Below are 26,059 nucleotides of genomic sequence, written 5' to 3'. Positions count from 1 at the left end.
TGTAAAATGAAGAAAAATATGATGTTTTTAACGCTGATGCTTGCGCTGGTACTGATCGTGTCTGCCTGTGGCAAAGCGGCTCCAGCCAGTCAGGAAGCTACGGGCAACGGCTCATCTTCTGCTGCAACTACAGAGTCCAAAACCATCGAGGTTAAACATGCCCTGGATGAAAATCCGGTTCAAGTCAAAGTCAATCCGAAAAATGTCGTTGTGTTTGATTTTGGCGCGTTGGACACGCTGGATAAGCTGGGTGTTGATGTTGCGGCGGTAGCGCAGCAGGATCTTCCTACATATTTGAGCAAATATAAAGATTCCAAATATGCAAATGCGGGCACGCTGTTCGAACCGGATTATGAAAAAATCAGCGATCTGTCACCTGAATTGATCATCATCGGTGGCAGACAGGCAGATGCATACAAAGAATTGAGCAAAATTGCACCGACCATTTCGTTGGCTGTAGACACCAAGGATTATATCAATTCCTTTAAGAAAAACGTTGAAACACTGGGTCAAATTTTCGATAAAGAGGATGCTGCCAAACAGGAATTGGCTACGATTGATAGCTCCATCAAGGCCGTACATGATAAGGCTGTAGCGAGCAAAGCCAAAGGACTAATCGTCCTGACGAATGAAGGTAGCCTGAGCGCATATGGTTCACAATCCCGCTTCGGTATCATCCATGATGCTTTTGGCGTCACACCTGTAGATCCTGACATTAAAGTATCCACCCATGGACAAAAGGTTTCTTTTGAATATGTACAGCAAAAAAATCCGGATTACATCTTTGTTGTTGACCGTGGAGCAGTCGTGGTAGAGGAAGGCAAGGAACAGGTTACAGGCAAACAAACGATTGAGAATGAACTGGTGAAGAAAACCAATGCGTTTAAAAATGGTCATATTGTGTATCTTGACCCGAACTACTGGTACTTGTCAGGTAACGGTCTGGAATCCGTGTCCGAAATGATCAAGGAAATTGATGCCGCGCTGTAATGGATAACCTGTACACGATGGAGAGTTACATACGATGAAAGGTCATCTGGATGAAGTTTCATTGGACGGGTATCTTGTACACATCTATACATCTCCTGCTTCCGTGAATGATAGTGGGCCGTACCCTGTGCTGTATGTGCAGGATGGCAGCTCATTATTTCTAAGCGGATTAGAAGAACTGGAGCGGCTTTTGTCTGTGGGGGAGCTGCCCGGTGTAGTGCTGGTGGGCATTCAGCCCGTGAATCGGCTGGACGATTATACGCCTTGGAAGGCGGCGGCTTTGGTAGAAGGAAGACCCGCTTTTGGTGGTGGCGGGGATGCCTATCTGGCGTTCGTGGTCACGGAAGTGATGCCATACGTCGAGGCAAGGTATTCGGTGCAAACCGGGCTGGAGCATACGGGAATCATCGGCGCTTCGTTGGGCGGATTGATTTCCATGTATGCCGCCTTCAAATATGAGGATGTATTCGGACGCATCGGTTCGATCTCCGGCTCCTATTGGTATCCGGGTATGATGGATTACATGCGGTCTGCATCTTTTGCAACGGGAGTGGCTGAAACACACCGATTTTATGTATCTGTCGGGACCCGTGAAGGTGAAGGGAAAACGAATGTGCAAAAAGATATGGTTTCGTTAACCCTTCAAGCACGTGAAGTGCTACTGGCACAGGGGCTTGATGAAAAGGATGTTCTTCTCGTACTGGATCAGGATGCGGTGCATCGGGTGGATTTTTTTCAGCGTCAATTCCCCGAGGCCATCAAATGGCTGTTCCGATAGCACGATTGGAATATGGGCTTATGCAATAACCCCAAAGGATTGGAGAACGTGGAGTCTCTATGCCCTTTGGGGTTATTTTTCGTATAATAGAGCAATATTCAAAATTTGATGTTACACGCACGCTATTGAAAGTGAGGGAACCACTACATGAAGAAAAATCGTCTGGGATCTTCGGATTTGCGGGTAGGCGAGATTGGCTTGGGCTGTATGTCGGTCGGTACGGAGCAGCAGCAAGGTGTCTACCTGATCCATGAAGCGTTGGATCGGGGCGTGAACCTGCTCGATACGGCGGATTTATACCATCACGGGCGTAATGAGGAAATCGTGGGTGCAGCGATCCGTGGACGGCGTCAAGACGTGATACTGGCGACCAAGGTCGGTAATCGGCGTATGCCGGGCCAAGAGGGCTGGGGGTGGGACCCGTCCAAGAAATATATTCTGTCTGCGGTCAAAGAAAGCCTGCGCCGCCTGGGAACGGATTATATCGACCTGTATCAGCTTCACGGAGGAACGATAGACGATCCCATCGACGAAACGATTGAGGCTTTTGAACAGCTCAAAAGGGAGGGGGTCATCCGTTATTATGGCATTTCCTCGATTCGTCCTCACGTCATCCGTGAATATGTCGAGCGTTCGAATATCATCAGTGTCATGAATCAATATAGCTTGCTGGACCGTCGGGCAGAGGAAGAGGTATTGTCTTTGCTTCAGGAGCGGGGAATCAGTGTCATTGCACGCGGACCCGTCGCCAGCGGCGTGTTGACCGACGAAGGAGAAGGCAAGGCAGCCAAGGGCTATCTGGACTACGAAGAGGCGGAACTGCTGGACGTACGCAAGCAATTGAAGGCATTTACGGGGGCAGAGCACAGCATGGGGCAGACGGCGATCCGTTATAGCCTGTCTCACCCGGCTGTCGCTGCTGTTATCCCGGGTGCAAGCTCATTGGGACAAGTGGAGCATAATATCGCAGCAGCGAGTCTCCCACCGTTAACCCAACAGGAGCGGGAGGCGCTACAGCAGATGAGCCGGGCTAACTGCTATGATGCGCAATATCGCTGATACGAGCACAGGTAGGGCAGAGGGGAATCTTTGTCGCACGGTCGGAAATGCGATTTGCCAGCCGATATATCGGACCATACTTTCGAACGTGTACTTGCCATAGTTGCAATATATGAAAGAATCATTACAATATAAGAATAAGCTCAGGTTTATAATCCATATTTAGGTATGGAGACATTCATAAATATACCCTAGGAGGAACCAACAAATGGAACGCATCGAATCACAGCAGCAGTATCAGGATTTGATTAACGGTGACGGTTTAACGGTCGTAAAATTTGACACAACCTGGTGTCCGGATTGCAAAACACTGGATAAATTCATGGGTGGCATTATCGAGGAAAATACGGATAAGCGTTTCTTTGCGCTTGATGCTGAGAAATTCCAGCCGATTGCCGAAGAAAATCAGGTACGTGGAATTCCGAGCCTGCTCGTTTTCCGTAACGGCGAAAAAATTGCTCATTTGCACAGCAAATATGCCAAGACGCCAGCACAAATTTCCGAATACCTGACCACATTGGAATCAAAACAATAATCGAAACGATAGTCAAAGTCGCGCCCATTTTGCATAAATCCCAAGAGCGATTTCAAATCAGCAAATTTATAGATCAAAACGGTCTAATTTGTCTATATATTGTACTTTTAAGCGTTGGGAATCGAATTATGCAAAATGCTGAAATAGAAAAAGGGTTATCCCATGGCTGATAAATCAAGCCCATGTGATAACCCTTTTTTGTCATACGAAACGAGCTGTTATTGCTGAAAAGCATGAAGGCTTTGCGGCAACAAACAAAATAGCTTACAAAATAATGAAGAAGAACACAGCCGCCAATACGAAGCGGTAGATGGCGAATGAAGTCAGGCTCAAGCGTTTGAGCAGACCGAGGAACGTTTTGATCGCCAGCATACCGACGATAAAGGCAGTGATAAAGCCGGCCGCGAACACCGGAAAATCGCTCATGGACAGATGGTCCATACTTTTGACCATATCAATGCCCGATGCGCCCAACATGACTGGAACAGAAACCAAAAACGTGAATTCAGCGGCTGCTGTATGGCTTACACGGGCAAATAGGCCCCCGGACATGGTTGAGCCTGAACGGGAGAAGCCCGGCCATAGAGCTAGGACTTGGAATATACCGATCGTAAAAGCCTGCTTGTACGTAATCTCATCCACTGTATGCGATTTAATGGGCGGATGGAATTTTTCAGCCGCGATCATTAGCAAGCCTCCGATGACCAGACTGTACAGAACGGTTTGAGGGCCAAACAGGTATTGCTTGATTACATCACGGAACAGCACGCCAATCACACCCGCAGGGATCATGGCCAAAATAATGTGTAGCAGGTTCAGACGCGGTTGAGTCGAGATTCTGCGTCTGAAATCAAACAAGCTCAAGAACCTGCGCCAGTACAATACGACGACCGCCAGTACAGCACCCAACTGCACAATAACCTCGAACGTTTTGACCGTATCATTCTCCGTGTTTAACCCTAGAAGATCAGCCGTCAGGATCATATGACCCGTTGAAGAGACCGGCAAAAACTCTGTCAGCCCTTCAATAATGCCCATAATAATAGATGATAAAATATCCACTTTACTAGTTCCTCCTTACACGCGTGCAGGGCAAACGGCCTAAGCCGTTTGCCCTGGAAGTATGTCATTTCAGTAGGAGTGAACGCAAGTGTCAAGTGCACAGTGCAAGCCACTTAGGTCACAGCAGTTCACTCCCGGGAAGAAGTGTCCGATTCCGCTTCCAACTCAGATACAGGAGATTCATTGTGTAGAATAATCTCCACCCGTCGAATACGATTTTTACCCATTTCACGAATGATAAATTTCACATCATCTTCTATGAATTCCTTGCCCTGTCTCGGTTCTGGAACCCGACTATACACCCACCCTCCGACAGTATCCACGTCCTCATCGTCCAACGTCAAGCCAGTCAGATCACTCAGATCGGAAAGCATCACCTTGCCATCCATCAAATAACTGTTCTCCGTTAATTTCTCGATTTCCTTCCGTTCATCCTTATCAAATTCATCACGGATTTCGCCAACAATTTCCTCCAAAATGTCCTCAATGGTAATCAGACCGGAGGTTCCGCCGTATTCATCGACGAGAAGGGCGATATGAACCTGCTCCTTCTGCATGCGTTTGAGCAGCGTGTTGACGGGTATAACTTCCGGAACGGTCAGGATCGGTTGAATCAGACTATGGAAATCAAGCTCAGGGTTGCGGTCATACTCAAGGAACAATTGCTTGGTATTAATCATACCGATGATCTGATCCTTGCTCTCTGTCGCCACCGGAAAACGGGTATACTGCTCTTCGTGAATGGTTAGCATGTTTTCTTTCAGCGAGCGATTCGTAAACAAGCATACCATATCTGTACGTGGCACCATAATTTCTTTGGCAACGGTCTCGTCAAAAGCAAAGATACGATTCACGTAGCCATATTCGGTGTTATTGATCTTACCACTTTCCACGCTTTCGGACAAAATGATCTGAATTTCCTCCTGAGAGTGCGCTTCCTCATGCTCGCTTGCCGGTTGAAGACCAAACAGACGAACCAAACGGTTGGCCGAACCGTTCAGGAGCCAGATAAACGGATACATAATCCGGTTAAACCATACGATGACCGGGGAGGTCAACAAGCTTACGGCTTCCGCTTTGCGGATCGCCAGCGTTTTGGGAGCCAGCTCCCCGATAACCACGTGCAGGTAAGTTACAATGACAAATGAAATAATAAAGGCCAGGATATGTGAAAATTCCCCATTGATGTTGAGCTGTTGAAAGAGAGGCTCCAGCAATTTGACCACGGTCGGTTCACCGAGCCAGCCGAGTCCCAACGCTGTAATCGTAATACCAAGCTGACAGGCGGACAAGTAGCCGTCCAGATTATTGACGACCTTTTGTAGCGCCAGTGCGTTTTTCCGATTTTCCACGACCAGCTGATCGACCCGGCTGGAACGGATTTTAATAATCGCAAACTCGGTAGCCACGAAGAAAGCACTAAATATAATCAACACCGCGAACAAAAATAGACTGACACCTATACCCATATAATTTTCACTCATCCCTTTTTCGTTCAATTTTTAATGAACTCCATTTTAAGTTCACTTGAACTTATTTTAAGAACTTAAAAGCAAATATACAAGGTTCATATCCAATCATAGCAGGTCACCTACCTCCAATTTGCACGGAAAATAAGACAAAACAGAACCCGCACGGATCATTGCTTCACTTTACAAGCCTAGTTTATGGGCGTATGATGAGTTCGAATGAACTTGAAATGGTTTAAAGGGAGGAAAGCAGATGGAGTCTTTTACCCTCACACGCCGTGATATGGCCCATTTGCTGCTGGCGATGGAAGGTCGCCGCGAATTGCAGCCGTTGGCCGTTCTTCAGGATGCCTGGAGACGCACCCATATCCATCCGGGCCGTTCTGGCAGTACGATGCCGACATTTTTGTATACTGAGGTAACACCTGTGCTGGATAAAATCATCAAGGGCAAACACAGCGCAGCTTTTTCGCTACAGGAGATCGTTTCTCTTGGTCAACTGGTCGAATATAGCCATGTTTCACTAGCTTCTATGCAAAATTGGGTCAAACGCGACTTCAAGGAATTTCTCGGATCGCCGAAGATCGGTAAAAAATATTCAGTCAACCAGGCCGCACTGCTGCTCATTGTGGAGGATTTGAAATCGTGCCTTGATTTTGAATCCATCCGTCAGTTATTTCATATCCTGTTCCAACAGCCGGAGGATGATACGGATGATCTAATCCAGCCGGTCGATTTGTACGCTGCTTATTCAACCTTGTTTGAGGAGCTGGATGCGAATGGAGACCAACTGCTGGATGTGGCAGGAGTCGGGTTTGCAAAAGAAAACGGGAATTCTGCTACAGGGCAGCAGCGTCAGGATGGTGCGACAGAGGAATTGCTGATTCAGGCGGCAGATCAATACACCAGCCGTTTGCAGCATTTGACCCCTAACCAGTGTCAAGCCGTTCGGAATACATTGCTGGTAGCTGCGGTATCGGTGCAAAATAGTTATTTTTTGTCCATGGCACGCAGGTATGTGAATGCGACGTTGTTTCTGGACTTTCAAGGGTAGATCAGGATTGGCGCTAGAAGCCGATCCTATTTTTTTGCCCTTTTTCGAGTATTGTCTACCCTTTTGGAGACTGAAAAAGTATACAAAAGAGGTATATACACTTAAACGCTGTCAAAGATACAATAAACATATATCATCCAGCAATTGGAAAAACTTTGAATATCTCTTCCAAAGCATCTGGATACACACACAGGAGGTAATGGCATGTCCGATGTCTCCATCATCATTTGTACCCGCAATCGGATCGAAGATCTGACACGCTGTATACAATCTATCGCAGGACAGCAGCAGCTGGAGCATACGGCTGTAGAGCTGCTGATTGTGGATGACGGCGATATTTCCGACCAACAGGTCGAGCTGTACCGTGACATGGTGTCCGGCTTGCCTCAAGGCGTTTTGAAGTATCATAAAAAAAGTCGTCCCGGGGTTTGGTTGTCCCGCTATGAAGCGTTATCTCTTGTACGGTATGATATCGTGCTGTATTTTGACGATGATGCCGAACTGGACGATAAACTCTATATCCGGCGCTTGCTCGATACCTATGATCAGGATGAAACGATTGTGGGTGTTGGAGGGATTGCAAAGGGACTACATTCGAGCCGGGCAGGGAAGCTGCTGGGCATTTTGACATTTCAGATGTCACCGTCTCTCGGTAAGCTTTCGCCCAGTAGTCTGGCAGGTTCATTGCTGCGTTGGGGAGAAGCGACGGAGGTTTTTGACACGGAATTTTTTCATGGCTGCAACATGTCATTCCGGCGGGATGCGCTTCGGGATATGAAGCCGTATCCGTGGATGACCAGCTATGCCGTGGCTGACGATTTGTATATGTGCCAGTTGGCAAGCCGTTACGGCAAGCTGGTTATCAATCCCGACTTAACGATCATTCATCACGAATCTCCAAGCTCACGCGACAAGGCGGGCAAAGTAGCCAAGGCTACAGCGATCAATCACTATTATTTCCTTGCTCTGAAAAAGGCGGGAGCCATCCAGTACGGGGCGCTTTTATGGACCTTGTCCTACCTGATGTTCAAGGAAATACTACGCCGTAACTTTAATGCCGCAGAAGGATACAAGCAGGGGGTGCTGTTCATTCTGAATCCGCGCAAGCAAAAATATAACGATTATTTAGGCCCGGCGGTTCAGTAATCAGGAATCTGTTGTAAACGTGCAGTCTGCGAAGAGCGGGCAGCTTGTGGCTTCATATATTTTCAGGATAAAGGGGGAATATGATGTTAAGCTTGTCCATTGCCCTGTGCACCCGAAATCGGGTTGACGATCTGACCCGATGCATTAATTCAATAGCAATTGGTGGGGCACCGGAGGCATGTGAAACCGAGCTGTGGATTATTGATGATGGAGAGCTGCCCAAGCATGTGCTGGAACGCTATGAGCGTCAATTGGGCAGAGCGGGGATTACCTACCGATACCATCGCAAGGAGCAGCCGGGCTTATGGCTCTCACGTGTAAAAACAGTTGAGCTAGCGCAGGGGGATATCATTTTGTTTCTTGACGATGATGTTGAGCTACCGAACAACTATTTGAACGAGCTGATACGTACCTATGAGGCTTATCCGCAGGCCGCTGGTGTCGGTGGTATTGCGAAGGGAATGAGCAACAGCTTCATGGGGACCATTCGTTGCCTGCTATCATTTCAGCAGTCCTTGTCCAAAGGAAAGCTGTCACTCAGCGGTCAGTCCGGCTCGATGTACAACTGGCACAAGGCGAAGAAGACGTTTCGAACCGAGTTTTTTCACGGTTGCAATATGTCATTTCGTCGTGAGGCGATTCGCAGTCTGGAGCCGGTACCTTGGTTGCAAAGCTATAGCGTAGGGGAAGACCTGTTACTTTCACGAATTGCTATGAAAAGCGGCCCGCTGTACATTAACCCGGCGCTTACGCTGCTTCACCACGAATCGCCGTCCTCGCGTGACAATATGGAGCAGGTTACTTATATGCGGGTGATGAATCATATCCATCTGCTGCGGGACGAGCGATCTGGGCCGATTGGCTATGCTGCGCTGTATTGGACGACGCTGTATCAGATCATGAGAGAGAAGCCCAAGAATAATCATTCTGCCATTCAAGGCTACAGAAGAGCACTGAAGGCGATTTTTTCAAGTCCGAAGGGGCCTATGGGCGTAGGGGAGTTACCTGAACGCAATTCCAAAAAAACGGTAGGCTGATGGAGGTGCGGCAGGAGGCGCGATGTGAACATAGAGACGAGAGGCTTAATAAGGAACAGGAGTTGGACGTAACATGAGCACATGGACAGCAGCAAGGAAAGTATTCACGGGTGACAGTCTCGCCAAAACGATCATGCGCACGAGCTTTAATAATTTTTTCGTGCTAATCGTCACGACCCTGACTTCCATCCTGACCGCACGTATGCTTGGAGTAGAGGGGAAAGGAGAACTGGCGGCAGTTCTGTTCTGGCCTACGCTGATCGGCAGCGTGCTGAGCTTCGGCTTGCCAACGTCGCTGATTTATAACCTCAAGAAGAAAACAGGCACGACGGAAGAATTGCTGGCGTTGTCGCTGTGGATTCAGTTGCCTGCCAGCTTGCTGGCGGGGGCGGTGGCCTGGATATGTATGCCGCTGTGGCTGAATGGCTATGGTGCGGATATCGTCCACCTGTCGCAGCTTTATTGTGCGGCTGCGGTACCGCTGGCGGTGCTTACGGCACTGACAACGGCGTTATCGCAAGGGCTGGATCGGTTTAGCGTATATAACGGGCTGCTGTTTTATTATCCGCTGCTGAACTTCATCGGTCTGGTGACGCTGTGGCTGATGGGGCTGCTCAACGTGCAACTGGCGGGGGCCGTGAATTTTGCCGCGAGTTTCCTTGCGCTGGTATGGGCGTTCCTCCGTTTGCGCAAGCATATGAATTTGCGTACTTTCCGCCCGTTCACTAGCCGCCAGGTGCTCCGTCCTTATTATAGCTATGGAGCTAGGGTCTACGGGATGGAGTTGATGGGGACGTTGTCTACACAAACAGACAAAATTGTCATCGTGGCGTTACTGTCACCCAAGGCGTTTGGTCTGTACTCTGTCGTCTATGCTCTGTCGCGTGTCTTCAATGTGGTGCAGAACGCTGTTACGAATGTAACCTTTCCGAAGGTGACTGGAATGGAGCATAGCAAAATTGTCGAAACCGTCGGTCGTGCTTTTCGCATTTCCATGGCTGCTATGCTGATCGTCATCGTGCCTGCTTTGTTCATTGGACGATACATGCTGGGTTTGCTGTATGGCCCCGCTTTTCTGGAAGCATCGTTAACCTTCTACCTGTTGTCACTGGAGTGCATCATCGGAGGCGGCTCCTGGATTCTGGCTTCGGCCTTCAACGCACTGGGTCGACCGGGGCTTGTGCTGTTTCGGCAAATTGTGGCATATGCCATTACCGTCGGGCTGTTCTTTATTTGTACCCCGATCTTCGGTTTGGACGGCATTGCCATTGCTTTGCTCGTAGGCGCTTGTGTACGGTTGGCATTCTCGCTGTTTTCATTCCCGATGTTTTTCGATGTTCCGTTATCGCGGATCATTTTTGATAAAAGTGATATCACATTTGTCATTCAGACCATACAAAAGAAGCGCAGGAAGGGAGAACTGAAAGATGCCGAATTCGCATCCCATGGCTAAACTGAAAAATAAGCTGAGCGTCATTCTCGACGTAGTCCCCCAAGGTTCGAACATCATTTATGTTGACTATCCCGTATATAACAACGGTGGGGACGTACTCATCATGAAAGGCACCGAGGCGTTCTTCAAGGATAACGGTATCCGTGTTCGTGCCCGTTACAGTGCTATGGATATTCCCGATCAGCTTCAAATTCCGGGCGACTGGATTATCGTGTGTCACGGAGGCGGCAATTTCGGCGATTTATATTCAAATCACCAAAATTTGCGGGAACGCATCGTGCGTGATTTTCCGAGCCACCGCATTGTAATCATGCCACAGACGATCCACTTTCAGTCTGAACAGAAGGCCAATGAGGTCGCTGCGCTGTTCAATGGTCACCCGGATCTACATATGTTTGTGCGGGACACACGCTCTTATACGTGGGCCAAGGACAAACTGAATCAGTGCAGCATCACGTTATGCCCGGACATGGCGCACCAGCTCTGGCCGTTGAAGCCGACTACGGAAACGGTCAAGGACGTACTGTACTTCCTGCGTACGGATATTGAAACTGTAGGGGGGCAAAAGCAATTCGACGACGAAGCAGATGCCGCCCACCGTCTGGACTGGGACACTTTGTTCACTCCTTTGGAAGTGAAAGGGATCGTTTACTTCCAGAAATTTTACCGTCTAGATAAAAAAATCGGCGGTCCGCTGCCTACGCGTATCTTTTGGTACAAGTACACCGACCACCTCATGAACAAAGCGGTTACGCTGTTCAGCTCTTACCGCGAGGTTCGCACCTCGCGGCTGCACGGTCATATTCTGGCCTGCCTGCTCGATATGCCGCATGTCGTCATTGATAATTCGTACGGCAAAAACTCGCAGTATTATAACACCTGGACACAGCCCAATCCCAAGGCGAAGCTGTTCAGCGATACACCTGATGCGCTGGAGCAGCTTTCTTAATGTAAGGAAAAGCTATTTTGAGAGGCAACGTTGCTGCTTTATAACAGTATCGCACCCGTGTATTTAAATTTTTAGTTCTACTTTTAGAACATATAAACATAACAAAGTATGTAGATTCCCTGCTAACCTAATTGGTCGGCGGGGATTTATTTTGTCATTATTCTACATATTATTACATTTCATAGTTCAAAAGGATTAAGTTACGAGAAATGAATGGTTATAGATTTATTTGTTCTATTGGTCTTATAGTTAGAATTTTAAAGGATTTTGTGGTGGGACTTTCTTACTGTTTATTCAATTTTCCTAAATTCACCTTACTTCGACATGTATTCTATTATATTATTTTGTAGTAAATACAAATTATTGGAGGAATGTATAAGTAAAATGGAAATTAGCTAAAAAAACTGCTTTAAGCTCAGTGGCAACTGTCTTATTATTCTCGGTCATAGCTCCCTTCGCAGCATTTGCAGAAACTTCATCAGTTGATGTTACATATGGTGCTCGCCATCAGTAGATGCTAATACTGTAGCTCCACCAGTTCCTTCTGTACAGCCTGAGGGAGAAGTTAGCACACAAGGTGTTAAAGTAAAGGCTGTAGAGATTGCTATTAAGGCTCTTAGATATGTGATTGATAATCCAGTCTCACGATGGGCTTTGGAGGGGTTCTTTGATAAAGAGACTGTTGCAGTTGTCATAAAAAATAATAATAAAATCTTTGGTGTTCTTGAAAGTTATTTGGGGGCAGTTGATTTAACCACCGCCGAAATAGCAACAGGGGCAAGATCTGCAATTGTGCAAGAATTAAGAGGAGTAGTTAGCAAAGGCTTGGCTGAAGGGGTAGGACAGGTTGTAGAGTGGTTGATCTATTATGGAAGTAAACTAATACTTTAATGATCTGAGAAAAGAGAGGTGCATTATGGACAACATGAAAAATACTCAGTTCGAAAAACGAATAGATATTTTGTTAGAATGGAAATCTCGATTGTTACAACTGGTAGAAGATGAGTTGTCACCGTTTGATAAATGGTGCGCAAAAAATGAATTAAGCACCGCTGATCAGCATTTTCTAACAAATCTGTGTATACTATTCAGCATGCGTTTGCATCCCGATCAGAATAACCCCGATGTTCAGAAAATCACTAGAAACTTTGAAGAACTTTTCGAGGTCACTGATTTTGAATTGAGTTACGAAGAGTTTGAAAAATTTATAAAAGATTATCAACTCAAAGAGCGCCCCATTCATGAGTGGGACGCTAGGGAAGTACTTGAAAAGCTGGCTGAGAGCAATAGGAGTATTGAACTGAAAGAAAAGCTTCTTAGTTAGCTATGGTTCGAAAATCGGTTTTGCTGGTTTTATGCTGGCAGAGCCTTTTTTGCGTCTTGAATACAGAACACGCGTTTTCTTATAACCAGAAGATCCGGGGTCATCCTCCATATACCGCTTTATTTTGACAATTCATTTCATGAATAGATATAATTTATGGGATAAAACTTGCAGTAGAATCGAGGCTGACGAATGAGCAATCTACCGATGGACATGCTTCTCACGAAGGATATCGTGCGCGAAGGGGAACCGATTTTGCGTACGAAGGTTGATCCGGTATGCCTGCCGCTGCGTGAAGAGGAACTTCAACAGATGCGGTGGATGATGGATTATCTGAAAAATAGTCAAAATGAAGAGCTGGCAACCCGTTATGATCTGCGCCCGGGTGTGGGATTATCAGCCAACCAGGTAGGTCTGAACAAAAGAATGTGTGCGATCTATTATCAGGATGGAGACAAAACGGTCGAGTATGCATTGTTTAATCCCAAGCTGGTCAGCCACTCGACGTCCATGATTTATTTGGAACAGGGCGAAGGCTGCTTGTCAGTGGATCGTTACATACCCGGATATGTCCCGCGTTATGAAAAAATTCGCATTAAGGCTAATTTGCCGGACGGAACGCAGGAACTGCTGACTTTCAAAGGCTATGCAGCGATTGTGGTACAGCACGAAATGGACCATTTGGATGGCATCATGTTCTATGACCGTATTAACCCGGACGATCCTCAAAAGCTGCCGCAGGGTGTGCATATCGAACCTTTTGTGCGTGAATAGTTCATGATCCGTAAAGTGTGGTGACTCCGTTCGCCACATTTTTATTTTGCAAAAAAATATAGATATAGATGTTGCGAAGCTTTAAACTGAAATCATGTATATCGTGATGCGGTGAGTAAGTAATACATATTAATGTAAGCGCTTATCTAACGGGGGGATGGCATGTATCGTGGAGTTCGACATCTGATGAATAATATGCGTATGCGAAATAAGCTACTGTTCTCCTACGTGCTGATTGTCATGATCCCGGTGCTGGTGGTGGGCGGCTGTGTCACGTTTTATTTGCGAGAGCAGGCTCTGGACAGCGCGATTGCCCAAACGGTGAACAACGTGGAAAAGATCAAGAGCCAAACTGCCAATTTACTGCGCGTACCCACGGATATTTCAAATGGGCTGATGTTCGATAAAAGGCTGAGGGAGATGGCGAATCGCCGTTATTCGGGCATGGTAGAGCTGATGAATGCGTATCATCAATACAAGGACTTTAATGAGTATGTACAGCAGTATAGAGAGATTGCGACCATTCGGTTTTATTCGTATAATCCCACGCTTGTTAATAATCTGGAATTTATCCCTATAGACTCTGGCATTGAGCAGCAGAAGTGGTTCCAGACGGCCTTGAAGGGGACGGCGATTAACTGGTTTTATATTCAGGATAAAGAGGACAACCCGGTAAACCGGCTGAGTCTGGTGAGGCAAATTCCCTTTCCCGAATACAATACCAAGGGAGTTCTGATGATTGCGCTGAGCCAGACGGAGCTGAACAATATGCTCAGCAAGGAGCCATTTGAGACGTTGATTGTGGATCGCAATGGAATTGTGGTCGCGGCTACCCATACACAGTCCGTGGGTCAAACATTGGTGGATCTGCATTTGGGCTTTGATGTTCAGGGTGCGGGTAAGGGGATATATGAAGCAAAAATAAACGGGAAATCCTCGAACATTATTGTGGATGAGCTGCTGCCAGCCTCAAGTGTGAGCGGATTGACGATTATTTCGGTGTTTTCGACGGAACACATTGTACAGGGAGCGAACCGAATCAGCTTGATCGGCGCATTGTGTGTTCTTGCGGTGCTGATCATGGCTTTGATTCTGATTACGATGATTTCCTGGCTGATCACCAAACGGCTACAGCGATTGAGCCATGAGCTGGGTAAGGTGGCTGCGGGGGATTTCCATGTCGTGTCGAGTGTGGAGGGGATGGATGAAATCGGGGACTTGTCCCGCCGCTTCAACTATATGGTCGCCAGCATCCGCCAGTTGATGGGGCAGGTTTATGAAGCGAGTGAGAAAAACAACAAGCTCGAAATAGCACAAAAGGATATCAAGCTAAAAATGATGGCAAGCCAGATTAACCCGCACTTCCTGTTTAATGCGCTGGAGTCTATTCGAATGAAGGCACATCTGAACGGGGAGGCGGAGATTGCAACGACGGTGCGTTTGCTTGGCCGATTGATGCGGCGGAATCTGGAGATTGGAAGCGGTAAAACGACAGTGCGTCAGGAACTGGATATGGTGCGATCCTATTTACAAATTCAGCAGTTCCGGTTTGGAAATCGTTTGATCTATGAAGTCAATCTGGAAGAAAGTGCTGAGGAAATGTCCATTCCTCCATTAATTATACAGCCGCTGGTGGAGAACGCAGTTATTCATGGCCTAGAAAACAAGGAAGAACCGGTTACCGTGAAAGTCGATATTTCGATGGAGCTACGCGAGTTGCAAATAAAAGTAGCCGACGATGGAGTTGGCATGGAGGCAGAACAGTTGGCCCGTCTGCTGGACCGTATAACAGGCACGGAAGAGCTGGAAGGGAGCAGTATTGGTCTGCGTAATGTTCACCAGCGTCTGACACTGATGTATGGTGAACATTATGGTCTGCACATGGAGAGTGTACCGCAGGAAGGAACAACCGTAACCTTTTCAATACCCAAGAAGGAGGAGTCGAATGTATAAAGCAATGATTGTGGATGATGAGCCTGCGATTCGTGAAGGATTGACCTCCATTATTGATTGGAGAGACTGCGGCTTTCATATTGTAGATACTGCAGGGAACGGGCGCGAGGCATTGGATAAATTTAAGGAGCATCAGCCGGAGTTGGTCATTGTTGATATACGCATGCCGGGGATGAGCGGGCTGGAGGTCATACGAAGCATACGCGAAATGAACGGTGAGCCTTTTCATTTTCTCATTTTAAGCGGATATGCGGACTTTGATTATGCGCGGCAGGCGATGGGTTTTGGCGTAGATGGTTATTTATTAAAGCCTGTGGACGAAGAAGAAATGACGACAGAGCTGAAACGGGTACGGCGAAGCATTGAGAGCGAAAAAGAAGACGGCAAGTGGGGGAGCCCGCCTGCCCATGAGCGCGATTGGATCGAAATCCTGCTGTTTCCGGTTCAGGAAGATCGGGCTAATCATGGTGCATTAGAACACAGCGCCCCTCTCCACGGAGGAACGAAGCAAGCTGAACATCCTGGCCAGCATCCAGCGCCACCCGCTTTGGATTGGGGAAGCTATCAGGTCGTACTGCTGAATCTGCGGATACCTGACTGGGACCGGCAAGCTCGACAGTCGGCAGCCAAGCTGCGGTTGACGGAAATGTGCCGGGAGCAGGGCAGGGGGATTGTATTCGAGGCCGGAATGTATACAGGCTTGCTACTTCCCGCCACGGTCGACACAGAAGAAAATGCTGCTGCACTGCTGGCTTCCTGGCGACAGGCGCTAAAGCCGTGGGCAACGGAAATATACGTAGCTGCTGGCGATCCAGTGGGTAGACTGCATGATATTCCGAGTTCTTTTGAACAGGCACTGCGTCTACTGGAGCGTACTTTTCTTTTCCGGGCGGAAAGGGTGATGCTTACCAGTGACCTGCACGATTTGGAAACTTCGGACGAGGGAATGTGCGAAACGACGGACAAAGCCTCAGACCCCATGCGTTATGCAGAGAAGCTGTACTACGCGCTGGATATGTCCAATCGTGAAGCTGCAATACGTGTATTGAAGGAAATGGAGGTCCAATTTCCACAGGTCTATCGTACAGAGGCTGAAATCAAGGCGGCGTTTGCACAGACATTTACCTTGGCGCTGAACAAGTATGCGGCTGGACAGGAACAGAGCCGTACGGTGCTGGAAGAGCATTCCCGCTTGATTACGGATGTATATGCCTATTCAACCTTGGGAGAGCTGTTGGATCGGTCGGTGGAGCATGTGGTGCAATGGATTGGTCAGACCGATTCAGGTGGTAAGGAAACGATCATGAAACAATTGATTGATTTCATTCATAGTCATTATGATGAGAATTTGCGCTTGGAGCTGTTGGCGGATATGTTTAATTACAACAGCGGCTATTTGGGCAAATTGTTCAAAAGTCATACGGGCGAAGCTTTTAACGCCTATCTGGACAAGGTGAGGATCGAGCGGGCAAGGGAATTGCTTGCACAGGGGATCAGGGTGCATCAGGTGGCAGGACGTGTCGGATATGCCAATGCCGACTATTTTCACGGCAAATTCAAAAAATATGCGGGGATGTCGCCTTCCTCCTACCGTAATCGGGTTCAGAAGAACAGAGGAACGGATGGCGATTGATAGATTCCCGTGGGTTAAATGGATGAAGTCTCTCTTGTGGATGTCGGAGCAAAAGTCTCCGAACGAAGAGAGGCTTTTTGCTTGAAAAAAATCTGAATAGATCAATCGCAAATGTCACACTAACTAGAGAATTAAAGCTGTTTTCATAAATTTGCCATCATTACGACACAACTTTGACACGATGTTCACACTTTCGATTCTATTTCACTCAAACCTATTCTATATAATGATGATATTCTGAAGCCCGATCATGAGATCCCGTATTGAAGATGCCCGAGGGGGCCATTCATAAAAAGTGATCGTTCCATATGTAATGATGTGAATACTATCACAAGGATAAAAGAAGGATTCAGAGCCCAATTATTATCATTCATACTTAAGAGAAGCGCAGAGGGAGGAATAACATCATGGACGTATTAGAATTGGCACGGTTGCAGTTTGCGACCACAACGATTCTTCACTTTGTTTATGTGCCGATCTCCATTGGATTGTCGTTGTTGGTGGCAATTATGGAGACCATGTATGTAATCAAAAAAAATGATTTGTACAAAAAAATGGCTCAATTCTGGGGAACTTTTTTGCTGATTAACTTTGCAGTAGGCGTGGTCACCGGGATTTTGCAGGAGTTCCAGTTCGGGATGAACTGGTCTGACTTCTCCCGTTTTGTCGGTGATGTGTTCGGTACGCCGCTGGCGATTGAGGCACTGCTTGCCTTTTTCCTGGAATCAACCTTTATTGGATTGTGGGTATTCGGCTGGGAACGCCTGTCCAAAGCAGTCCATTTAACCTGTATGTGGCTGGTATCCATCGGTACGATGCTGTCCGCCCTGTGGATCTTGTCAGCCAATTCATTCATGCAGCGTCCAGTAGGATATGAGATTCATAACGGTCGCGCAGAAATGAAAGATTTTTTCGCTCTGTTGACGAACGAGCAACTGTTGTGGGAGTTTCCTCACACACTGTTTGCGGCTATTGCGACAGGAGCTTTTCTCGTCGCGGGTATAAGCGCCTGGAAGCTGATGCACAAAAAGAATCTGGACTTTTTCAAGCCTTCTTTCAAAGTAAGTATTATTGTCGCATTGATTAGTTCGATGCTGATTCCGATGTTTGGTCACGGACAGGCTCAATATTTGGTGGAAACACAGCCAATGAAGATGGCTGCCAGTGAAGCCCTGTGGGAAAACAGCGGCGACCCGGCGCCTTGGACGGTTGTGGCGTGGATTGACCCTGAAAAGAAGGAAAACAGCTTTGAATTTAAGCTTCCTTATCTCCTGAGTTTGTTGTCCTATAATAAGCTGTCCGGCGCGGTATTGGGGATGAATGAGCTTCAGGCACAATATGAAAAAGCTTATGGCCCGGGCAATTATATTCCGCCAGTACGTACTACATTTTGGAGCTTCCGCATTATGATTGCGACCGGATGTGCCATGATTGTACTTGCTTTGTACGGCGCTTATCTGACATTCCGTAAAAAATTGGAGGGTTCGCATCGTTGGTTCTTCCGTTTGATGATGCTCGGCATATCCCTTCCATTCATTGGAAATACTGCGGGTTGGATCATGACAGAAGTGGGGCGTCAGCCTTGGACTGTCTTTGGTTTACTTCAAACCAAAGATTCCGTTTCGCCTACCGTTGTGGCAGGGGAAGTGCTGTTCTCACTGATCTCGTTTACCGCATTGTATTTAATTTTAACGGGTGTGCTGGCGTTCCTGTTCGTCCGTACGGCTCGCAAAGGTCCGGATATTGAATCACATCAGGAAACGGTAATCCATGATCCATTTGCTCAAGGGGGTGACACCATTGTCTTTAAATGATTTGTGGTTCTTATTGATTGCTGTGCTGTTCACCGGCTTCTTCTTCCTGGAGGGCTTCGATTTTGGCGTGGGCATGGCTACAGGTCTGGTGCCGCGTAATGATCAGCAAAAACGCTTGATGATCAATACGATTGGTCCATTCTGGGATGCTAACGAAGTATGGTTGATCACAGCAGCAGGTGCGATGTTCGCGGCTTTCCCGCACTGGTATGCGACCATGTTCAGCGGATATTATCTAGTATTTGTACTTATTCTGCTTGGCTTGATTTTACGCGGCGTTTCCTTTGAGTTCCGGGGTAAGGCAGAAGGAAAATGGTGGACAGGGACGTGGGATGCCTGCATTCTGCTTGGTAGCTTTCTGCCACCGATGCTATTCGGTATGGCATTTGCGGCTTTGGTGAAGGGTGTACCTATTCAGCAAAACATGGACTTGAAAGCCGGATTCTCCGATGTGTTTAACGGATATACCGTATGGATTGGACTGACTGTGGTTGGGATGTGCCTGATGCATGGGCTGACGTTTATTTCTCTGCGGACGATTGGAGAAGTACGGGATCGTGCTCGTGTGATTGCGTCAAAATTCCTTCCGATATTAGGTGTTTTGCTGGCGGGTATGGTGGTATGGACTTATGTTGCAACAGACTTTTTCGTACGTCGCGGCCCTTATATGTACGCCGCAGTTGCAGTGGGGATCATCGCCTATGTGCTGGCATGGTATTTCCTGAAACAACGCCGCGAAGGCTGGGCCTTTGGGATGACGGGAGCTATCATTTTGCTGACATTCGTTTCGTTGTTCGTCGGCTTGTTCCCGAGATTTATGGTGAGTTCGATCAACAGTGCATTTGATTTGACGATTTATAATGCAAGCTCCAGTCATTACACCCTGAAAGCCATGACGATTGTTGCAGCAACGCTTTTACCCTTTGTGCTGGCTTATCAGGCGTGGAGCTACTTTGTTTTCCATAAGCGTCTCAGTGAAAAGGATCATTTGGAATACTAATGGATAGAGCATGGTTTGGATTAAAGGGCATTCGGCCGGTAATGCTGCTGCTGGCCGCCCTTTCCCTGGCCCAGGGGGCCGCTGTGATTGTGCAAGCGATCTTTTTGGCGAAGGCTGTTACGATTTTATTTGATAAACAACCGCTGGTGATGGCTTGGCCGTCACTGGCGTTGTTTTTCGCGGCTTTTGCGGCGAGGCATACGATGATCTGGCTGCAACGTCGGGCAGCAGGCCGCTTTGCCGAAGCATCAGGCGCTTCCTTGCGGGAGCGTCTGCTTGCTCGTTTGTTTGAGCGAGGACCTGTTTTTGCTGCCAAGGAAGGCAGCGGCAAGCTGGTGACGTTGGCGCTGGATGGAGTGGATCGTTTTCGTACGTATTTGGAACTGTCCATTCCTCGTATGATTGACATGATGTGTGTGACGGTACTTGTGCTTGTGTCTGTTTTCACATTGGACGTGATTTCAGGTGTGATTTTGACAGCTACGATGCCGATCCTGATTGGTTTCTTTATTTTGCTGGGCTTGGCGGCGCGGAAGCAGGCAGATAAACAGTGGCGCTCCTATCGTCTGTTGTCGCATCATTTCACTGATTCGTTGCGCGGCCTACAGACACTTCGGTTTTTGGGCTGTAGTCGGGAGCACGGAGAAACAGTCGGAAAGGTCAGCGACCAGTACCGCACGGCTACGATGCGTACACTGCGGGTCGCGTTCCTGTCCTCTTTTGCTCTCGATTTTTTTAGTATGCTGTCGGTCGCTTTTGTGGCGGTAGGCTTGGGCTTGCGCCTGATTAGCGGATCGGTGGGATTAGAAGCGGCACTTGCGGTACTTATTCTGGCCCCGGAATATTTTATGCCTGTACGCCAGTTGGGATCGGACTATCATGCCTCGCTGGATGGCAAGGAGGCTTGGGGGGCGATGCGCTCCATTCTCGGTACAGAGAATGAAGCGGCTCAGCAAACAGATTCCGTGGATATCCTTACGGGGAGTGGCAGCACAGACAATACTAAGGGTGACGGCAATGCCCTAAATATCACGGGGCAGGATACGATCAGACTATCGGATATATGCCTTCTCAATGAAGACGGTTCAGCACGGCTTGACCACATATCCGCGAGTGTTGAGCCGCATATGAATATGATTGGCATCGTCGGAGCCAGCGGTGCAGGTAAAACAACGCTGCTCAGCTTGCTCGGAGGCTTTGCTGATCCCACCTCGGGCCAACTGGACGTGAATGGATGGGCATTGGCTGGTGATACCAAGGCCGAATGGCAGCAACATATTGCCTATATTCCGCAGCATCCGTACCTGTTCAGCGCTTCCTTGGCGGACAATATCCGGTTTTATGAACCGAAGGCATCCAACGAACAAGTGGAATGGGCGATTAACGCGGTTGGACTGCGTGAGCTGGTGGATAGTCTTACGAATGGATTGGATGAGCCGATTGGTGAAGCGGGCCGGACACTGAGTGGAGGGCAGGCACAGCGGATTGCGTTGGCGCGTGCTTTGCTGAGCAACCGTCCGGTGATTTTGCTGGACGAGCCGACTGCACATTTGGATATCGAGACGGAATGGGAGCTAAAACAGACGATTTTATCTGTTTTTAAACACAAAAGAGTGTTTCTGGCGACGCATCGACTCCATTGGATGCCGGATATGGACTGTGTCTGGGTGATGAATCAAGGTCGTCTGGAGGAAGCAGGATCACATAAGCAATTGGTTGCCCACAAGGGAGGATATTACCGTTTGCTGACGGGAATGACGGAAGGAGGGGACGAACGATATGAGAGCCACGGACAATAACGGTCAAGGCTGGTTTGTATTATATCTGAGACAATATTTTTGGGCCTTTCTGGCTGCGGCGCTTTTGGGCGCTCTGGCGATTGGATGTGCAGGCGCATTGCTCTTTACGTCCGGTCACCTGATTACCCGTTCAGCTTTAAAACCGGAGAATATATTGATGGTGTACGTTCCGATTGTGCTTGTACGAACGTTCGGTTTTAGTAAAGCGGTCATTCAGTATCTGGAACGGCTGGTGGGACATGATGCCGCGCTGCGTCTCGTGTCCCGTATGCGGGTACGGCTGTATCGGGCAGTAGAACCGCAAGCGCTTATGATTCGCAGCAAGTTTCGCACAGGGGATCTGTTGAGTTTGCTGGCCGAGGATATTGAGCAGCTTCAAAACATATATTTGAAGCTGGTTCTGCCCGCGATATCGGCGTTGCTCATCTATGCGCTAGGGATTTCAGCACTCGGATGGATGGACGGAACCTTTGCCCTGATGATGGCGCTGTATTGTGGATTTTTACTTTTTATCGCCCCAGCCATCTCGCTGTGGAAATCGCTCGCCGAACGGCGAACGTTCAAGCAGGAACGGAATACAGCCTATCAGGAGCTAACCGATGCTTTATTCGGCATGAGTGACTTGGTGCTGAGCGGTCGGACTGGACATTTTCTGGCTTCCTTCACCCAACGGCAAAACAAGACTGCTGTAGTGGAAAATTCACTTCGGCGGGGCGAATGGCGTTCTCATTGGATCGCACAGTGCTTCGTAGGTGGCGGAATTGTGATGATGACCGTATGGGCTGGAGGGCTGGTAGCGGAGAACCGCATAGAGGCAACATGGCTGGCATCCTTTGCGCTTGTTGCTTTTCCATTGCTGGATGCCTTCGTCCGTGCTGGAGAAGCGGTGGTCCATGCACCGGAGTATCAAGATTCACTACGACGGTTGAATGATTCGGAAAAACATACACCTGCAACTGCCGTACCTGCACCGTTTTCGGCCTCGGCTTCTGTGCATACAGGGCAGCAAGCAGCAGGGGGCAAAATAGATGAAATAGAGGCGGAACATGTTACCGCTCAGTTATCGGGCAACGCAGGTGAGCTGCTGCTGAACAACGTGAGCTACCGCTATACAGCAACGCAAGAATGGAGCGTGCGCGACATTTCCCTGCGTGTGCTGCAAGGAGGCAAGATTGCACTGCTTGGTCGTAGCGGTGCGGGCAAGTCCACACTGCTGAATCTGATTCAGGGTGCATTGCAGCCGGATGAAGGGAGCGTCACTGTCGCAGGTGCCCCCGTGTATACAGGCGGGGCGTATTCCAGCCTGTTTGCAGTGTTAAACCAGCAACCGTATCTGTTCGATACAACGGTAGCGAACAATATTCGGTTGGCGCGGCCTGATGCTACGCTGGAAGAGGTTCGTGCGGTAACTGAGCAGGTGGGACTGGGAACGCTTATTGATTCTTTGCCAGATGGCTATGACACCCGGATGCAGGAAACGGGCCTTCGCTTTTCCGGTGGAGAAAGACAGCGAATTGCGCTGGCGCGGATTTTGCTTCAGAATCACCCAATTGTCCTGCTGGATGAACCAACCGTAGGACTCGATCCGCTAACAGAGCAGGAACTGATGCAGACGATGTTTCGTGTACTGGAGGGCAAAACGCTCATCTGGATTACACATCATCTGACCGGAATGGAGCATATGGACGAGGTGATCTTTATGGAGCAGGGCGGCATATCCATGCGAGGCAGTCACGAGCAGCTCTGGCAGGAGCAGCCCCGATACCGCAACCTGTATGAGCTGGATCATCCCGGTCTGTAAAGGAAATAGAGAAGATCAAGCTTCGGTAAAATGAACATAAGCATTGGAGTCGGCATGGGGATATGTCGGCTCTTTTCCTTCTCTATCCGCTGTAGGATTGATCTTGTTCCGAATCAGCAAAAAAGTTATGCTTGGGAGGCATAAAGACACTCGGAACGCTTTGGATCACTGATCTGCGCGGTTAGTGCAAGTTTCGTGCTGCTGCAAGGAGGCCCGTATGACGTATAATCAAATTAAATGGATGATCCTATTTGTACCTACACTAACGGTTGGAGCCTGGGAATATGTGAGACACCAGTTCTTGCTCCCCTATATATCCATGGATCTGGGAAACTGGCTAACTCCGATCATCTTGTATTTGGTCAGTGTGACACTGTTGACCAAGCTTTTTCATATGCTGGAACGTATTCAGATGGAGCTGCAACACGAACGAGCGGCCAAAGCAGCCCTTGAAGCCAGAGAGGATCTTGCCAAGGAGCTGCATGATGGGATTGCCCAATCCCTTTTTTTATTGTCCGTCAAAATGGACCGGCTGGAGCACAACGGCGATCAGGAGCAGTATCGTCAGGATATTTATAAAGTCAGAAAGACCGTCCACGAAGTGAACCGTTATGTTCGTCAGGCGATTGCCAATTTAAGATTTGATCCGACCATCGATGAGACACAGTCAACCAACGAATCCATGGACTATAAGGTGCAACAAATGATTCACGAAATTCCTGTGAACGTAGATATTCGGTGGACCATTCCTGACGATGCGCTGACTCCAAAAGAGAAAGTAGAGCTTCTGGCCTGCATTCGTGAGGCAGTTGTCAATATTGAAAAGCACGCAGGGGCTTCCAAAGGCTGGATTATTGGAGAAGGTGACCACGATCATTGGAAAGTTATCGTCAAGGATAATGGCAAAGGTTTTACGACCGATCCTTTTCGGTTTAAGGACCGATACGGCTTAAATATCATGAAGGAAAGAGCGAAAGATATGAGCTGGACGTTGCAACTTCTGTCGGATTCTTCGTATACCACGGTGGAAATAACCAAAGAGGGAGAACATAAATGACGCATACCCGTGTACTGGTTGTAGACGATTCTGCTCATGCTCGCGAGGCGATCTGTGAAATATTGTCCATGGATCAAAGCTTTGAAATCATCGGGATGGTGGACAATGGCGAAAAAGCAATTGAGTTTACCGAGCAATGGCTTCCAGATTTGATCCTGATGGATATTTCGATGCCAGGAATGGACGGGCTGGAGGCTACTCAGCGGATTAAGCTCATGTTTCCATATGTCAAAATAGTGATGATTACCGTGTCGGATGACATGATTCATCTACTTGAGGCTTTGAAACGGGGTGCCCAAGGCTACCTGTTAAAAAATATAGCGCCCTCCACATGGCTGGAATACCTGCATTCTATTGTGAATGAGGAAGCGCCGCTGAGTCGGGAACTGGCTTTTCAAATCTTGAAAGACGTCACCATATCGGTGAAAAAGGAACCGCAGGTCCGCCTTACCTCAAGAGAGCAGGATATTTTATATGGGGTGGCGGCAGGGTGGACGAACAAGGAAATCGCCGAAAAATACGGTATTTCCGAGTATACGGTAAAAAACCATTTGAAAAATATTTTGCAGAAGCTGCATGTTCAGAACCGTGTACAACTGACGAGATATGCATTGGAAATGGGGCTTGTTCCTGATGATCCTAAATTCAGACCATAAGCCTTTTTGTTTTTTTGACACTATTAGTTCAAATATAGCTCGAATGAGGTATTTTAAATTTTGATTAACTTTTATATACTGGTTAGAGTTGATGTGTTACACGTGAACGATCAACTGGAGGGGACTGATCTGAATGAAAACATTCATCTCTAAAAATTGGCACTTGATGCTCATTGGGAGTGTAGCGCTGATCGTGGGCGGTTTTGTCTTGTTTTATTTCCAAGGGAACGTGTCGTCGTTTCCGGCCAGTCAACCTAAAACCGTTCAAGAAGAGCCGGACAAAGCCAAGTATGAAATTGCTACGGTAAATGTAGAGGGAGACGGCTTTTATCCTAAAAATATTGAAATAAAAGCTGATGTCCCGACTAAAATTAATTTTAAGAGATCGACATCCTTTACTTGCATAGATGAAGTACAATCGTTGAAACTTGGAATGGACGTCTTTATGGACCACGAAAATAACTATTTTACCGTCAAAGACTTGAAACCGGGTGTATATGAGTATAATTGCGGTATGTACATGTACTATGGGACGATCACGGTAAAATAAATCAATAATAGCCTTCCAACACATTTGTGCGGGGAGGCTATTTTTTGCCTTAATACAAGGCACTTATGATAAAAGTCATAAAATGTTCAAGGTTAGTAGGCTGATATAGCTCATGTGGGTCAGGTCATGACAAGAAAAAGGAAGGTATGATGAAAGGAAACGATAG

General features: G+C 47.8%; 23 protein-coding genes. 21 read left to right on the top strand and 2 right to left on the bottom strand.

Annotation, left to right across the window (positions count from 1 at the left end; translation table 11 throughout):
• Positions 1 to 6: 6 nt before the first annotated feature.
• The 4 genes from HPL003_RS03065 (at position 7) to HPL003_RS03050 (ending at position 3,362) form a co-directional block, all read left to right on the top strand.
• A complete protein-coding gene (locus HPL003_RS03065; protein WP_014278183.1) occupies positions 7 to 990 on the top strand; it encodes a siderophore ABC transporter substrate-binding protein in 984 nt (327 codons plus the stop codon).
• A 34-nt stretch (positions 991 to 1,024) separates the two neighbouring features.
• On the top strand, positions 1,025 to 1,768 hold the full coding sequence (locus HPL003_RS03060) for an alpha/beta hydrolase (protein ID WP_014278182.1): 744 nt from the start codon (positions 1,025 to 1,027) through the stop codon (positions 1,766 to 1,768).
• Positions 1,769 to 1,915: 147 nt separating this feature from the next.
• Positions 1,916 to 2,827 (top strand): aldo/keto reductase, encoded by a 912-nt coding sequence (locus HPL003_RS03055; RefSeq protein ID WP_014278181.1) that lies wholly within the window; start codon positions 1,916 to 1,918, stop codon positions 2,825 to 2,827.
• A gap of 208 nt (positions 2,828 to 3,035) precedes the next feature.
• Positions 3,036 to 3,362, top strand: a complete 327-nt coding sequence (locus tag HPL003_RS03050; RefSeq protein ID WP_014278180.1) for a thioredoxin family protein — start codon at positions 3,036 to 3,038, stop codon at positions 3,360 to 3,362.
• A gap of 264 nt (positions 3,363 to 3,626) precedes the next feature.
• Here the strand turns inward: HPL003_RS03050 and bacA are convergent, their stop codons facing one another.
• Positions 3,627 to 4,424: an undecaprenyl-diphosphate phosphatase gene (bacA, locus tag HPL003_RS03045; protein ID WP_014278179.1), complete on the bottom strand. Its 798-nt coding sequence runs from the start codon at positions 4,422 to 4,424 to the stop codon at positions 3,627 to 3,629.
• Between the two features lie 128 nt (positions 4,425 to 4,552).
• Positions 4,553 to 5,923 (bottom strand): hemolysin family protein, encoded by a 1,371-nt coding sequence (locus tag HPL003_RS03040; protein WP_014278178.1) that lies wholly within the window; start codon positions 5,921 to 5,923, stop codon positions 4,553 to 4,555.
• A 223-nt stretch (positions 5,924 to 6,146) separates the two neighbouring features.
• Here HPL003_RS03040 and HPL003_RS03035 point away from each other — a divergent pair, with 223 nt between their 5' ends.
• The 17 genes from HPL003_RS03035 to HPL003_RS02955 all read left to right on the top strand — a co-directional run bounded on the left by HPL003_RS03035 (position 6,147) and on the right by HPL003_RS02955 (position 25,893).
• Entirely contained in the window at positions 6,147 to 6,947 is an 801-nt protein-coding gene (locus HPL003_RS03035) for a DUF1836 domain-containing protein (protein ID WP_014278177.1), read from the top strand.
• Between the two features lie 204 nt (positions 6,948 to 7,151).
• Positions 7,152 to 8,093, top strand: a complete 942-nt coding sequence (locus HPL003_RS03030; protein ID WP_014278176.1) for a glycosyltransferase family 2 protein — start codon at positions 7,152 to 7,154, stop codon at positions 8,091 to 8,093.
• Between the two features lie 83 nt (positions 8,094 to 8,176).
• On the top strand, positions 8,177 to 9,130 hold the full coding sequence (locus tag HPL003_RS03025) for a glycosyltransferase family 2 protein (protein WP_014278175.1): 954 nt from the start codon (positions 8,177 to 8,179) through the stop codon (positions 9,128 to 9,130).
• 73 nt (positions 9,131 to 9,203) lie between these two features.
• A complete protein-coding gene (locus HPL003_RS03020; RefSeq protein WP_014278174.1) occupies positions 9,204 to 10,583 on the top strand; it encodes a lipopolysaccharide biosynthesis protein in 1,380 nt (459 codons plus the stop codon).
• Positions 10,558 to 11,532: a polysaccharide pyruvyl transferase family protein gene (locus tag HPL003_RS03015; RefSeq protein WP_014278173.1), complete on the top strand. Its 975-nt coding sequence runs from the start codon at positions 10,558 to 10,560 to the stop codon at positions 11,530 to 11,532. The genes HPL003_RS03020 and HPL003_RS03015 overlap by 26 nt, the downstream gene beginning before the upstream one ends.
• A gap of 624 nt (positions 11,533 to 12,156) precedes the next feature.
• Entirely contained in the window at positions 12,157 to 12,423 is a 267-nt protein-coding gene (locus HPL003_RS03010) for a hypothetical protein (protein ID WP_014278172.1), read from the top strand.
• 25 nt (positions 12,424 to 12,448) lie between these two features.
• Positions 12,449 to 12,856 (top strand): hypothetical protein, encoded by a 408-nt coding sequence (locus tag HPL003_RS03005; RefSeq protein ID WP_014278171.1) that lies wholly within the window; start codon positions 12,449 to 12,451, stop codon positions 12,854 to 12,856.
• Positions 12,857 to 13,048: 192 nt separating this feature from the next.
• Positions 13,049 to 13,630, top strand: a complete 582-nt coding sequence (def, locus tag HPL003_RS03000; RefSeq protein WP_043922290.1) for a peptide deformylase — start codon at positions 13,049 to 13,051, stop codon at positions 13,628 to 13,630.
• Between the two features lie 162 nt (positions 13,631 to 13,792).
• A complete protein-coding gene (locus tag HPL003_RS02995; protein WP_043922289.1) occupies positions 13,793 to 15,583 on the top strand; it encodes a sensor histidine kinase in 1,791 nt (596 codons plus the stop codon).
• Positions 15,576 to 17,216, top strand: coding sequence for a response regulator transcription factor (locus tag HPL003_RS02990; RefSeq protein ID WP_014278168.1), 1,641 nt, complete (start codon positions 15,576 to 15,578; stop codon positions 17,214 to 17,216). The genes HPL003_RS02995 and HPL003_RS02990 overlap by 8 nt, the downstream gene beginning before the upstream one ends.
• Positions 17,217 to 17,623: 407 nt before the next feature.
• The gene (locus tag HPL003_RS02985) at positions 17,624 to 19,030 is read left to right on the top strand and encodes a cytochrome ubiquinol oxidase subunit I (RefSeq protein WP_014278167.1); all 1,407 of its coding nucleotides are present in this window, start codon (positions 17,624 to 17,626) and stop codon (positions 19,028 to 19,030) included.
• Positions 19,017 to 20,030 (top strand): cytochrome d ubiquinol oxidase subunit II, encoded by a 1,014-nt coding sequence (gene cydB / locus HPL003_RS02980; protein WP_014278166.1) that lies wholly within the window; start codon positions 19,017 to 19,019, stop codon positions 20,028 to 20,030. Before HPL003_RS02985 ends, cydB begins: the two co-directional genes overlap by 14 nt.
• Positions 20,030 to 21,829, top strand: a complete 1,800-nt coding sequence (gene cydD / locus HPL003_RS02975; protein ID WP_014278165.1) for a thiol reductant ABC exporter subunit CydD — start codon at positions 20,030 to 20,032, stop codon at positions 21,827 to 21,829. The genes cydB and cydD overlap by 1 nt, the downstream gene beginning before the upstream one ends.
• The gene (cydC, locus tag HPL003_RS02970; protein WP_014278164.1) at positions 21,810 to 23,630 is read left to right on the top strand and encodes a thiol reductant ABC exporter subunit CydC; all 1,821 of its coding nucleotides are present in this window, start codon (positions 21,810 to 21,812) and stop codon (positions 23,628 to 23,630) included. Before cydD ends, cydC begins: the two co-directional genes overlap by 20 nt.
• A 217-nt stretch (positions 23,631 to 23,847) precedes the next feature.
• Positions 23,848 to 24,687, top strand: a complete 840-nt coding sequence (locus HPL003_RS02965; protein ID WP_014278163.1) for a sensor histidine kinase — start codon at positions 23,848 to 23,850, stop codon at positions 24,685 to 24,687.
• Entirely contained in the window at positions 24,684 to 25,343 is a 660-nt protein-coding gene (locus tag HPL003_RS02960; protein WP_014278162.1) for a response regulator, read from the top strand. The genes HPL003_RS02965 and HPL003_RS02960 overlap by 4 nt, the downstream gene beginning before the upstream one ends.
• 133 nt (positions 25,344 to 25,476) lie before the next feature.
• Complete coding sequence (locus HPL003_RS02955) at positions 25,477 to 25,893, top strand: cupredoxin domain-containing protein (RefSeq protein WP_014278161.1); 417 nt, start codon at positions 25,477 to 25,479, stop codon at positions 25,891 to 25,893.
• The last annotated feature ends 166 nt before the right edge of the window (positions 25,894 to 26,059 follow it).

Source organism: Paenibacillus terrae HPL-003, assembly GCF_000235585.1.
Taxonomy (GTDB): domain Bacteria; phylum Bacillota; class Bacilli; order Paenibacillales; family Paenibacillaceae; genus Paenibacillus; species Paenibacillus terrae_B.
This window is presented reverse-complemented; position numbering and strand designations above follow the sequence as displayed.